This window comes from Geodermatophilus sp. SYSU D00879 (assembly GCF_054050375.1).
Genome location: NZ_JBJGZF010000002.1, coordinates 299,563 through 311,711 on the forward strand (window position 1 = coordinate 299,563; position 12,149 = coordinate 311,711).

The window sequence follows — 12,149 nt, forward strand, 5'->3', positions numbered from 1 at the left end:
GGTCGGGCCGGGTGCCGCGGATAAGACGAAGGCCGCGGATCCCGGGGTTCGGGTTCCGCGGCCTCGAGGAGGACCGGTCGAGCGGCTAGCTCTGCGGTCTCCCCGGGGAGTGGATCCCGAGGGTGTGGCGCTGGTTGGAGATGTGGGTGCGGAGGACATCGGTGCCGCCGACGCCGGTGCCGAAGTCCCCGGCGGTGGGCAGACCGGTCCCCTGGACCGGAGCGGTGGGCGCAGCGACGGCGGTGCCGGTCAGGTCGAACGGCGTCATCGTCTTGACGACGGCGTAGCGCGGCCGCGCGGACGGGACGGCGCCGGTCAGGGCCGGACGCACGACGAGGGCGCCCCAGGCGGAGACCCCGGCGGGGGCGAGGACGCAGCGCATGTCGATCATCGTTACCCCTCCTCCCGGGGTCGGAGTCCGGCGGTCGGGCCGGGCTCGGTCTGGCGCGCCCGCGGTCGTCCGTCGGGCGCAGGCAGGACAGTAGGGAAGGTCACTGCAGCGGCGCAACGCAATTAACGGGCGCGTCCTCCGATGGCGTGGGACGCGCCGGTCCGGCCGTGCGGTGGGCACGGCCGGTGACCGGTCAGCCGCCCACGGTGGCGAGGACGTCCTCGCCGTACATCTCCAGCTTGCGGGCGCCGATGCCGGGCAGCGCGGACAGCTCGCGGATGCTCGTCGGCTTCGCCTCGGCGATGGCCTGCAGGGTGGCGTCGGTGAACACGACGTAGGCGGGCACCGAGGCGGCCTGCGCGGTGCTGCTGCGCCAGGCGCGCAGCCGCTCGAAGAGCTCCCCGGCCTCGCCCTCGAGCACGACCTTGGCCCGCTTGGTCCTCCGCGGCGGCGCAGGGGCCGACGGCGTGGAGCCGGGCACCAGGCCGTCGAGGAAGCGGCTGCGCGGGCGGGCCCGCTTGGCGCCGGGGTTGCGGGCCAGGGACCAGGAGAGGGTGAGCTGCTCGCGGGCGCGGGTGACCGCGACGTAGAGCAGCCGCCGCTCCTCCTCCACCGCCTCCGGCCGGGACAGCGACTGGGAGATGGGCACCACGCCGTCGACCAGGCCGACGACGAAGACGGCGTCCCACTCGAGGCCCTTGGCCGCGTGCATCGACGCCAGGGTCACGCCCTGGACGGTCGGCGCGTGCTGGGCGTCGGCCCGCTCGGCGAGGTGGGTGACGAAGCGCTGGAGGTCGGTGGTCGGGTCCTCGGCCACCAGGTCGACGGCGAGGTCGACCAGCGCGGCCAGCGACTGCCAGCGGTCGCGGGCCGCTCCCCCGGCCGGCGGGCGGTGCTCCACCCAGCCGGTCGCGGCCAGCACGTCGCGCACCGTGGGCACCAGCGCGCCGGGCTCGTGACCGCCGGCGGCGGCGCCGCGCAGCAGGACGACCGCCTCGCGGACCTCGGGCCGCTCGAAGAACCGCTCCCCGCCCTTGAGGACGTAGGGCACGCCGGCGTCGGCCAGCGCGGACTCGTAGACCTGGGACTGCGCGTTGATCCGGAACAGCACCGCGATCTCCGACGCCGGCGTCCCGTTCTCGATCAGCGCGCGGCAGGCCTGGGCGACCGCGGCGGCCTCGGCGGGCTCGTCGGGGTGCTCGAAGAAGCGCGGCTCGGGGCCCTCGGCCCGCTGGCCGAGGAGCTTGAGCCGGAAGATGCTCTTGCGCTCCGGCGCCTGCCCGATCAGCTTGTTCGCCAGCCCCACCACCTGCGGCGTCGACCGGTAGTCGCGTTCGAGCTTGACCACCGCGGCGTCGGGATAGCGGTCGGCGAAGCCCAGGAGGTAGTCGGGGTCGGCGCCGGTGAAGGAGTAGATCGTCTGGTTGGGGTCGCCGACGACGCAGACGTCGGCCCGCCCGCCCAGCCAGGCGTCGAGCAGCCGCTGCTGCAGCGGGTTGACGTCCTGGTACTCGTCGACGACGAAGTGGCGGTACTGCGCGCGCACCTGCCGGGCCACGTCGGGGTGCTCCTCCAGCGCGAACGCGGTGACCAGCAGCAGGTCCTCGAAGTCGAGCGCGCCGTCGCGCTGCTTGGCCGACTCGTAGGAGGCGTAGACGCGGGCGACGGCCGCGGCGTCGAACGGCGGCTCGCGGCCGGCGGCCTGAGCACGCGCCGGGTAGTCCTCGGGCGTGGCCAGGGTGGTCTTGGCCCACTCGATCTCGCTGGCGAGGTCGCGCAGGCTCGTGCGGTCGGTGGTCAGCCGGTTGCGGGTGGCCGCCGACGCGACGACCCGCAGCTTGTTCTCGATCAGCGGCGGCAGCGGCCCGCCGAGCACGCGCGGCGCGAAGTAGCGCAGCTGGCGCATCGCCGCCGCGTGGAAGGTGCGGGCCTGCACCCCGCCGACGCCGAGGCCGGCCAGCCGGGTGCGCAGCTCCCCCGCCGCGCGGGCGGTGAAGGTCACCGCGAGCACCTGCTCGGGGACGAACGCGCCGGTGTGCACGCCGTAGGCGATGCGGTGGGTGATCGTGCGGGTCTTGCCCGTCCCCGCACCGGCGAGGATGCACACCGGGCCGGTCACCGCCGAGGCGGCCTCGCGCTGCTCCTCGTCGAGGCCGGCCAGGACCGCCTCGGCGCCGGCGGAGGTCCCCGCGGACCCGGGGGTCGCCAGGGGCGCGTCGGCTGTCCGGGGCATGCGGTGGTTCCTCCGAGGGCACAGGGGGACGGCGGCCGGCGGACCGCTCCTGCGAGTGTCCCAGCCCGGGACGACAGACGGCAGGGACACCCCGGCGCCTGGGGACGGCCGGTGCGCCTGGGGACGGGGAGACCGGGAAGAGGCGCCGGGCCCGCGGTGTTGGTCCCCTGGGACGCCGTCGCGTCCCCGCCCCGACTGCCTGGAGGACCCCGAGTGACTGCCGCGCCCGCCGCCGTGACGATGTACACCACCACCTGGTGCGGGTACTGCGTGCGGCTCAAGAAGCTCATGCAGGTCGAGGGCATCGACTACGCCGAGGTCGACATCGAGCGCGACGCCGCCGCGGCGGAGGTCGTCATGAACGCCAACGGCGGCAACCGCACCGTCCCGACCCTGGTCTTCGCCGACGGCAGCGCCCTCACCAACCCGAGCATCGACCAGGTCAAGGCGCAGCTCGCGCAGCAACCCAGCGCCTGATCGGCGGGTGGTGTGGGGGTCGCGACCCCCGGCGGTGCATCATCGTCCCCCGGCGGGTCGCGACCGTGACGCGCCGACGTCCACCCGGCCCACCGGCCGAGCACCCGCGGGAGCCGCTGTCGTGACCTCGGACGCCGTGCACCTCCCCGTGTCCGCAGCGACTCCGGAGGAGCCGCCCGCGGACCGCCCCTCCGTCGTGCTCGCCCGGACCGGCCGCGGCTGGAGCGTCCTGTCCCCCGGCCGCGCCGACGACGTCGCCGACCTGCTGGAGGGGCTGTCGCTGGCCGACCTCGTCACCGAGGAGCTCGACGGTCCCGCCGACCCCGACCGTGCGACGCGGCGCGCCGCGCGCGGGGCGGCCGACGCCGGACCCGACGGCGACCCCCGGGACGCCCGGATCGCCGCGCTCGAGCGGACCGTCGCCCAGCTGGAGCACGCGCTGGCCTCCCGGGTCGCCACCGAGCGGGCCATCGGGGTGCTCGCCGAGCGGCAGGGCACCTCGCCGCGCGCGGCGTTCGAGACGCTGCGCACGCAGGCCCGCTCGCTCGGGCGGCCGGTGCACGAGCTGGCCCGCGAGGTGCTCGAGCCCCTCGAGGGCGCGGCCGCCGAGGCGGCCACGGCGCTGCCGCCGGCCCCCCGCCGCCCGCCGGGCCGGCGGGTCCCGCACGCGCCGGGCCGCCCCGGCCCCGCCGTGCCCGCGGACGGCCGCCGCTGAGCGGTCCGCAGCCGCTGACCCCGGGCGCGCTGGCCGACCGGCTGGCCGCCCTCCTCGCCGACGCCGACCCCGAGCCGGGCGCGGCCGCCCTGCGCGTCGCCGTCGACGGGCCCGACGTCGCCGGCCCCGAGGACCTGGCCCGGGCGGTCGCCGACCGGCTGCCCGCGCTCGGCCGCCCGGCCGTCGTCGTCCCGGCCGCCGGGTTCCTCCGGCCGGCCTCCCTGCGCTTCGAGCACGGCCGCACGGACCCCGACGCCCGCTACACCGACTGGCTCGACGCCGGCGCGCTGGCCCGCGAGGTGCTCGACCGGGTGGGTCCCGGCGGGCCGGCCGAGTACCTGCCGGTCCTGTGGGACGTCGCCCGCGACCGCGCCGCCCGGGCCGGCTACCGCCCCGTGCCACCGCGCGGGGTGCTGCTGGTCCCCGGCCCGCTGCTGCAGGGCGTGGGCCTGGCCTTCGACGTCGTCGTCCACCTGCGGGTGGCGCCGGCCGCGCGGAAGCGGCGCTTCCCCGCGGAGCAGGCGTGGGAGCTGCCCGCCTTCGACCGCTACGACGACGAGGTCGACCCCGTGCTGCTCGCCGACGCCGTGGTGCTGGCCGACCGCCCCGAGCACCCGGCGCTGGTCCTGCAGGGCCGCTTCAGCTGAGCTCGCCGGCCACCCAGCGGTCGATGATGTGCCGGGCGATCGAGACCGGCGGCGGCAGCGCGGCGGGACCGCGGCCCGAGCGCAGCTCGTCGCGGGTCCACCAGCGGGCCTCCTCGATCTCGGTCGGGTCCAGTCGCAGCTCCAGGTCCCCCTCCGCCCGCGCGACGAAGCCGAGCATGAGCGACTGCGGGAACGGCCACGGCTGGCTGCTCACGTAGCGGACGTCGGTGACCGCCAGCCCGACCTCCTCGGCGACCTCGCGCGCCACCGCGCCCTCGGCGGACTCCCCCGGCTCGACGAACCCGGCGAGGATGGAGAACCGCCCGGGCGGCCACACCGCCTGCCGGCCCAGCACGCAGCGGTCGCCGCCGTCGTGGACCAGCATGATCACCGCGGGGTCGGTGCGCGGGAACAGCTCGGTGCCGGTGACCGGGTCGCGCTGCACCCAGCCGGCCCGCTCGATCGTCGTCGCGGCGCCGGACAGCGGGCTGAACCGGGCCCGCTCGTGCCACTCGAGGATGCCGACGGCCTGGGCGAGCAGGCCGGCGTCGAGGTCGCCGAGGTCGGCGCCCACCTCGCGCAGCCCGGTCCACAGGTCGACCGGACGGCCGTTGACCGTCAGCGCCCGCTCGCCGCGGACCGCGGCGTAGGGGACGCCGCCGGCCTCGCCGAGGTACACCGCGCCCGCCGGCAGGGCCGGCTGTTCGTCCCAGACCAGCTCGGGGCCGCCGTCGGTCTCGCGCACCGGGACGGCGCGGCGGTCGTCGACGGTGAGCACCCGCACCGGCCGCCCGCGGGTGGGGTCCTCCAGCGCCCGGCCGAGGTGGTCGCGGTCGTGCGCCGAGCGGGACAGCACCGGCACCGCGCCCGTGGTGTCGGGCGTGCCGGCCGGCCAGAACCCGCGCACCGCCTCCGGGGAGGCGACGTCGTCGGGCGTGCTGCCGCCCGGCGGGACGCTCACGCCGGGTCCGGCGCGGCGGCGGCGCTGGCGGTGACGTCGACCGGGCCGAGGGCCCGCAGGGCGTCGGTGACCCGCTCGGCGTCCCCGACGACGACGGCGGTCAGCGCGGCCGGCGCCAGGTGGCGCCGCGCGGCCTCCTGCACCTGCTCGACGGTGACCTCGGCCAGCGCGCGCTGGTGCTCGGCCAGCCACTCCGCCGACAGCCCCGACCCGGCCAGCGCGGACAGCGTGCTGGCCAGCCCGGCGTGCGTGGCGGTCGACAGCGCCATGCTGCCGAGCACGTAGCGGCGGGCGGCGTCGAGCTCGGCCTCGGTGACCGGCGCCAGCGCCATCCGGCCGAGCTCGGCCCACGTCTCGAGGAACGCGGCGCCGGTGACCTCGGTGGCGACGTCGGCCTCGACGAGGAACGACGAGGCGGCGGCCAGGTGGTCGACGGCGCTGCGCGGGCTGTACGAGTAGCCGCGCCGCTCCCGGATGTTCTCGACCAGCCGGGAGGAGAAGTAGCCGCCGAACACCATGCTCGCCAGCCGCACGGCGGGCAGGTCGGGGTCGGTGCGGCCCGGCGCCGGCCCGCCGAGGCGGATGTTGGACTGCACCGCGCCCGGCCGGTCGACCACCTCGAGGTGGCCGGGCGCGAGCGTCGGGGCGGGCTTGGCGCCGGCGGCGGCGCCCTCCCCCGTCCAGCCGCCGAGCGCGGCGGCGACGGCGTCGGTGGCCGCCGCGACGTCGAGGTCGCCGACGAGCACCAGCGTGCTGCCGGCGGGCAGCAGCCGCTCGCGGTGCAGCTTGCGCAGCGCGGAGCCGGTGACCTTGCCGACCAGGTCCGGTGCGGGGAGCTGCGCGGCGTAGGGGTGGGTGCCGTAGCGGCGGGCGGCCAGCGCGGTGCGGGCGATGACGCCGGGCTGCGAGCGGGCGATGGCGATCCGCTCGGCCACCCGGTCGCGCTCGGCCTCGACCTGGTCGCCCGGGTAGGCGGCGTCGGTGAGCACCTCGGCGAGCACGCCGAGGACCGGGGCCAGCCCCTCGGCCAGCAGCGGGGTGGAGAACAGCAGCCGGTCGGGGTCGGCGGCCACGGTCAGCTCGGCGCCGTGGCCCTGCAGCGCCTCGGCGACGGCGGTGGCGTCGCGCTGCCCGGTGCCGAGCAGCACCGCGCCGGAGAGCACCGAGGACCGGGCGGCGTGCTGGAGGGCGCCGCGCGGGGAGGTCGCGGCGAAGGGCACGCGCAGCCGCAGCTCCACCAGGGGCACGCCGGGCCGCGGCACGACGACGACGGCCAGCCCGTTGGGTAGCGTCGTCGTCGCGACCTCGGGGACCGGCTGCGGGCGCGGCTCGCCCAGCGGCGGGATGAGGTCCAGGTCGAGGACGGGGGCGCTCATCGGGCTCCTCCGGTGGCGCGCAGCTCGAGGATCGCGGCGGTGCCGGGATCGAGTCCCTTGGCGGCGACCTGCACCGCGTCGGGGGTGACCGCGGCCAGCCGGGCGGCGAGCTCGCCGGCCAGCTCGGCGCGGCCGTGGACGAGCTCGGCGCCGGCGAAGGCGAGCGTGCGGCCGAGCACCGAGTCGGCCTGCCGCAGCAGCTGCGCGCTGGTGCGGGCCTGCACCCGGGCCAGCTCCTCGGCGCTCACGCCCTCGCTCGCGACCCGCCCGATCTCCTCGTGCACCGCGGCCAGCACGTCCTCGACGGGGACGGCGGCCGGGTGGTGCACCTGGGTGGTGAGCAGCGTGGCGTCGCGGACGTCGAACGGGTCGCCGAACAGGCCCACGTAGCTGCTCTGCGCCACGGCCAGGCGGTCGTCGTGCACCAGCCGGCGCTCCAGGCGGGAGGCGTCGCCCTCGCTGAGCAGCTCGGCGAGCAGCACGGTGCCGAGGTAGGTGTCGAGGTCGCCGACCGGGTCGGGCACCCGCCAGCCCAGCGCGACGGCGGGCGCGGGGGCCAGCCGGTCCTCGACGACGTCGCGGCGCACCGTCGTCGGCGAGGGCTCGCCGGTGTACGGGGTGGGGGGCACCTCGCGCGCCTCGACCGGGCCGAACCAGCGGCGGACCAGCCGCTCGGTCTCGCCGACGTCGAGGTCGCCGCCGATGCACAGCACCGCGTTGCCCGGCGCGTAGTAGCGGGAGAAGAAGTCCTCGGCGTCGGCGACCGTGGAGCTCTCCAGGTCGACGAAGGAGCCGTAGCCGTCGTGGGTGTTGGCGAAGCTCTCGAACGCGATCTGCGGCAGCTGGAGCCAGGGGAAGGCGCCGTAGGGCCGGTTGAGCACGTTGACCCGGATCTCCTCCTTGACCACGTCGATCTGGTTGCGGAGGTTCTCCTCGGTGATGGCCGGCGCGGCCATCCGGTCGGCCTCGAGGAACAGCGCGCGCTCGAGCGCCTCGGCGGGCAGCGCCTCGTAGTAGTTCGTGTAGTCCTGGTGGGTCGAGCCGTTGAACGTGCCGCCGGCGGCCTGCACCAGGCGGGCGTGCTCCATCTTCGGCACGTGTGCCGAGCCCTGGAACATGACGTGCTCGAAGAGGTGGGCGAAGCCGGTGCGGCCCTCCGGCTCGTTGCGCATGCCCACGTCGTAGAAGACGGTCACGGCGACGACCGGCACGCTGCGGTCGGGTGCGAGGACCACTCGCAGCCCGTTGTCGAGCGTGAAGCGCTCCACCGGGTGCCGCAGTGTCAGGTCGGCTCCGGCTGCTGTCACGGACCGACCCTAACCACGCGGGACGCCGCCGCGCCGGGGGCCTACAAGACGTCGATGTCGGCGATGACGCGGTCGATGGTCCCGTACAGCTCGGCGTGCGTGTTGGGGATCGAGACGTAGAGCAGCGCGGGGTCGGGCCGGCCGACGTCGACGACCAGCAGCGCCGCCCGCTCGCCGGTGGAGTCGTAGCCTTCGACGTCCCAGGTCAGCTGGAACTCGACCAGGTGCGCGGCGTGGCCGTCGACGCTCAGCGCCTCGTCGCGCAGCACCTCCCGCTCGTTGGGGTACGGGTAGTAGGCCGCGCGGACGCTGTCGGCCAGCGCCGTCACCGTGGCCTGCTCGCTGCCCGGGCCGGTCCAGCCGTAGCCGTCGGAGACCGGTCCCGACGTGCACTGGGCGATGAAGTTGCCGCCGTCGGGGGTCAGCTCCTGGGTGGTGAAGTACTGCCCGGCGATGGTGCGGGTCTCGGGCATGAGGCCGAGGTCGTACTCGTACCAGCCGTTGCCGAGGAACGGGTAGGAGATGCCCGACTCCTCGTCGACGATCCGCACGGTGCCCGGCGGGAACGTCGGGCCGGCCGGCGAGGAACCGGCGGCCGGTGCGTCGGTCCCGGCGCCCGGTCCGGTGGGGCTGCCCCCGGACAGGCCGACGACCAGGGCGACGACGACCACGGCGACGACGGCCAGCACCGAGCCGCCGACCCACCAGGCCGTGCGGGGACGCCGGGCCGGCTGCGACACGGGGCCCGGCTGCCAGGACCCGCCGTCCCGGGGCGACGGGGGCGCGGCCACGGGCGGCGCCTGGACGGCGACGCCGGGACCGGCCGGCGTCGTGACGTCGGACCAGGTCTCCCCGTTCCACCAGCGCACCATCCCGGGGGCGCCGTCGGGGTCGGGGTACCACCCCGCGGGTGCGCGCGTCAGCCCAGGTCCGGTCACGGGGGGCAGCGTAGGGCGGCAGGCGCGCCGTCCCCGGCCGCCGCGGCGCGGGGGAGGTCAACCGAAGCCGCGGTCGGCGCTGTCGTCCCACCAGTTGCGCAGCGCGTACAGGCCGTCGACGCCGCCGCCGCGCAGCTCGGCCACGGCGCGGGTCCCCAGGTCGTCCCACGTCCACGCGAACACGGCGTCGCCCTCGCCGTCGACCCAGCACGCCGCGCGGCCGACCTCGGTGCCGTCGTCGTCGAGGACCGGGAACCAGCCGGTGGGGCCGTCCCCGTCCTCGGGGTCCTGGCCGCAGGACCAGCGGTCCTCGAGCTCGGGGAGCCCCTGCGCCTCGACGTCGGCGGCGAGGGCCCGCGCGGCGCCGTCGCCGTCGTGGGCCGAGTAGGTGACCCCGGACGGCCCGTCCGCCTCCGGGTCGCCCGGGCAGCCGAGCTCCCGGAGGACGCCGTCGGCGGGCTCCTCCGCGGTGCACCCGGCGGGGGCGGTGCCGGCCGCCAGCGCGGTGGCGACCAGCCGCTGGCCGGCCGCCCGGGCGTCCTCGCGGGCGGCGTCGAGCCGGAGGACCACCGCGACCAGCGCCCCGGCGAGAGCGAGCGCGAGGACCGCGCCGAGCCCGGCGAGCACCCACGGCAGGCGGGCGGGCCGCTGCGGGGCCGGCGGGTGCGGTCCGACGGTGGTCGGCGGCGCGGCCGGGCGGTCCGTCCCCTGCTGCCGGGTGACCGCCCGGGCCGGGGCGCCGTCGGGGGCCGGGCCCACCGCCGTCCCGGCGTCGCCCCCGGGGACGGGGACGCCGCTCTCGGCCAGCGCGGCGCGCGCGGCGGCGGCCATGGCCCCGGCCGTGGGCCAGCGCCGGTCGCGGTCCTTGGCCAGGCCCCGCAGGACCACCGCGTCGAGCGCCGGCGGGACGCCCGGGGCCAGGGACGACGGCGGGGGCGGCGGCTCGTGCACGTGCGCGGCCATGAGCGCCACCGGGTCGTCGCCGGCGAACAGCCGCCGCCCGGTGAGCGCCTCGAACAGCACGCAGGCCAGCGAGTAGACGTCGGCGCGGGCGTCGAGCGGGCCGGAGCCGAACCGCTCGGGCGCCATGTACTCGGTGCTGCCCACCGCCATCCCGGTGCCGGTCAGCGCCGGGCCGGTGGCGTCGGCCGAGGTGCGGGCGATGCCGAAGTCGGCGAGGTAGCAGAAGTCCTCACCGGGCGCGGACGCCGCCAGGTCGCCGCCGTCGGCGCGGGCGACCAGCAGCACGTTGGACGGCTTGACGTCGCGGTGCACCAGGCCGCCGGCGTGCGCGGCGTCCAGCGCGCGGGCCACCTGGCCGACGACGTCGACCGCGCGGGCCGGGGACAGCCGCCCCGCGCGGCGCAGCAGCGAGGCGAGGTCCTCCCCCTCGACCAGCCGCATGTCGAGGAACAGCTGGCCGTCGACCTCGCCGTACCGGTGGATGGGGACGACGTGCGGCTCGTTCAGCCGCGCGGCGATGCGGGCCTCGCGGCGGAACCGCTCGCGGTAGCTCTCGTCGGCGGCCCACTGCGGGTGCAGCACCTTGAGCGCGACGTCGCGCTCGTGCTCGCCGTCGTGGGCCCGCAGCACCTGGCCCATGCCGCCGCGGCCGAGCACGCCGAGCACCCGGTAGGGGCCGAAGCGCCCGTCCGCCGGCGCGGTCACCGCGCGGCCAGCTCCCGCCACAAATGGGCCGCGGCCTCGGCGCCGCGGTGCAGCATCGGCAGCAGCACCCGCTCGTTCGGCGAGTGGATGCGGTCGGTGGGCAGGCCGGCGCCGAGGAAGACCAGCGGCGCGCCGAGCACCTCGACCAGGTCGGCCTCGGGGCCGCTGCCGCCCTCGCGGGTGAACAGGACGTCGTCCGGGTCGGTGTCGAAGGCCCGGCCGATCGCGCGCAGCAGGGCGCCCGTGTGCGGCGAGTCGAGGTCGCTGGCGCACGGGGCGACGCCGCCGGGCGGGGTGTGCACCTCGGCCGTGATCCCCTCGGGCAGGTGCTGCTCGACCCACGCGCGCAGCATCGGGCCGACGTCCTCGGGACGCTGGTCGGCGACCAGCCGGAAGGTCAGCTTGGCGTGCGCCTCGGCCGGGACGATCGTCTTGTGGCCGGGGCCGGTGTAGCCGCCCCACATGCCGTTGACCTCGGCGGTCGGGCGGGCCCCGACCCGCTCCAGCGTGCTGAACCCGGCCTCGCCGGCGGTGGCGCGGGAGGCGGCCGGCCCGGCCAGCCAGGCGGCCTCGTCGAACGGCACGCGGGCCATGAGCTCGCGCTCGCGGTCGGTCAGCTCCCGCACCTTCGCGTAGAAGCCCGGCAGCGTGACCCGGCCCTGCTCGTCGTGCAGCGCCGCGAGCAGGGACGCCATCGCGTGCAGCGGGTTGGGCACGCCGCCGCCGAAGGACCCGGAGTGCAGGTCGACGGCCGGGCCGCGCAGGGTGATCTCGGCGTCGGCGAGGCCGCGCATCGCGACGACGGCGCTGGGCACGTCGGGGGCGGCCATGCCGGTGTCGCTGACGACGACGACGTCGCAGGCCAGCCGGTCGGCGCGCTCGCGCAGCAGGTCGGCGAAGTGCGGCGAGCCGGACTCCTCCTCGCCTTCCACCAGCAGCTTCACGGTGACGGCGGGGGTGTCGCGGCCGGTGGCGGCCAGGTGCGCGCGGATGCCGAGCAGGTGGAAGGCGACGTTGCCCTTGTCGTCGATGGCGCCGCGGGCGTGCAGCTCGGGACCGGCCGGCGTCTCGACGCGGGTCGGCTCGAACGGCGGGCGGTCCCACAGCTCGAGCGGGTCGACCGGCTGCACGTCGTGGTGGCCGTAGACCAGCGCCACCGGCGCGTCCGGGTCGGCGCTGGGCCACTCGGCGTACACGGCCGGGGCGCCCGGCGTCGGCCAGATCTCGACGACGGGGAACCCGGTGCGGCGCAGCGCCCCGGCCAGCCACTCCGCGCTCGCCGCGACGTCGCCGGCGTGCGCCGGGTCGGCCGAGATCGAGGGGATGCGCAGCCAGGCGTCGAGGTCGGCGTGGAGGTCGTCGAGGTGGGCCTGCACGAAGTCGCGTTCCGGGCTCGTCACGAGCGCGACGGTAGCGGCGGACCGGCGCCGACACGT

General features: G+C 77.3%; 11 protein-coding genes. 3 read left to right on the forward strand and 8 right to left on the reverse strand.

The window, feature by feature from the left end:
• Positions 1 to 85: 85 nt before the first annotated feature.
• Both ACI79B_RS04875 and ACI79B_RS04880 read right to left on the reverse strand, forming a co-directional pair.
• On the reverse strand, positions 86 to 391 hold the full coding sequence (locus ACI79B_RS04875) for a hypothetical protein (RefSeq protein WP_456929242.1): 306 nt from the start codon (positions 389 to 391) through the stop codon (positions 86 to 88).
• Between the two features lie 193 nt (positions 392 to 584).
• Positions 585 to 2,624: an ATP-dependent helicase gene (locus ACI79B_RS04880; protein ID WP_456929241.1), complete on the reverse strand. Its 2,040-nt coding sequence runs from the start codon at positions 2,622 to 2,624 to the stop codon at positions 585 to 587.
• Positions 2,625 to 2,837: 213 nt separating this feature from the next.
• On the opposite strand from ACI79B_RS04880, the gene ACI79B_RS04885 reads away from it, so the two are divergent.
• From ACI79B_RS04885 to ACI79B_RS04895, 3 genes are all read left to right on the forward strand, one after another.
• Positions 2,838 to 3,101 carry a mycoredoxin gene (locus ACI79B_RS04885; RefSeq protein ID WP_456929240.1) on the forward strand — a complete coding sequence of 88 codons (264 nt, stop codon included), beginning with the start codon at positions 2,838 to 2,840 and terminating at the stop codon, positions 3,099 to 3,101.
• A 148-nt stretch (positions 3,102 to 3,249) separates the two neighbouring features.
• Entirely contained in the window at positions 3,250 to 3,816 is a 567-nt protein-coding gene (locus ACI79B_RS04890) for an ANTAR domain-containing protein (RefSeq protein ID WP_456929239.1), read from the forward strand.
• 311 nt (positions 3,817 to 4,127) lie between these two features.
• A complete protein-coding gene (locus ACI79B_RS04895; RefSeq protein ID WP_456929238.1) occupies positions 4,128 to 4,463 on the forward strand; it encodes a hypothetical protein in 336 nt (111 codons plus the stop codon).
• Here ACI79B_RS04895 and nudC read toward each other — a convergent pair.
• Genes nudC through ACI79B_RS04925 form a run of 6 tightly spaced genes read right to left on the reverse strand, consistent with a single transcriptional unit; the run spans position 4,456 to position 12,113 of the window.
• Positions 4,456 to 5,424, reverse strand: a complete 969-nt coding sequence (nudC, locus tag ACI79B_RS04900) for an NAD(+) diphosphatase (RefSeq protein ID WP_456929237.1) — start codon at positions 5,422 to 5,424, stop codon at positions 4,456 to 4,458. The genes ACI79B_RS04895 and nudC overlap by 8 nt on opposite strands.
• Positions 5,421 to 6,800 carry a M16 family metallopeptidase gene (locus tag ACI79B_RS04905; RefSeq protein ID WP_456929236.1) on the reverse strand — a complete coding sequence of 460 codons (1,380 nt, stop codon included), beginning with the start codon at positions 6,798 to 6,800 and terminating at the stop codon, positions 5,421 to 5,423. Before ACI79B_RS04905 ends, nudC begins: the two co-directional genes overlap by 4 nt.
• Entirely contained in the window at positions 6,797 to 8,107 is a 1,311-nt protein-coding gene (locus tag ACI79B_RS04910) for a M16 family metallopeptidase (RefSeq protein WP_456929235.1), read from the reverse strand. The genes ACI79B_RS04905 and ACI79B_RS04910 overlap by 4 nt, the downstream gene beginning before the upstream one ends.
• A gap of 41 nt (positions 8,108 to 8,148) precedes the next feature.
• Positions 8,149 to 9,045, reverse strand: coding sequence for a DUF2510 domain-containing protein (locus ACI79B_RS04915; RefSeq protein WP_456929234.1), 897 nt, complete (start codon positions 9,043 to 9,045; stop codon positions 8,149 to 8,151).
• A gap of 57 nt (positions 9,046 to 9,102) precedes the next feature.
• Positions 9,103 to 10,713 (reverse strand): serine/threonine-protein kinase, encoded by a 1,611-nt coding sequence (locus tag ACI79B_RS04920; RefSeq protein WP_456929233.1) that lies wholly within the window; start codon positions 10,711 to 10,713, stop codon positions 9,103 to 9,105.
• Positions 10,710 to 12,113: a M20/M25/M40 family metallo-hydrolase gene (locus tag ACI79B_RS04925; protein WP_456929232.1), complete on the reverse strand. Its 1,404-nt coding sequence runs from the start codon at positions 12,111 to 12,113 to the stop codon at positions 10,710 to 10,712. Before ACI79B_RS04925 ends, ACI79B_RS04920 begins: the two co-directional genes overlap by 4 nt.
• Between the last annotated feature and the right edge of the window lie 36 nt (positions 12,114 to 12,149).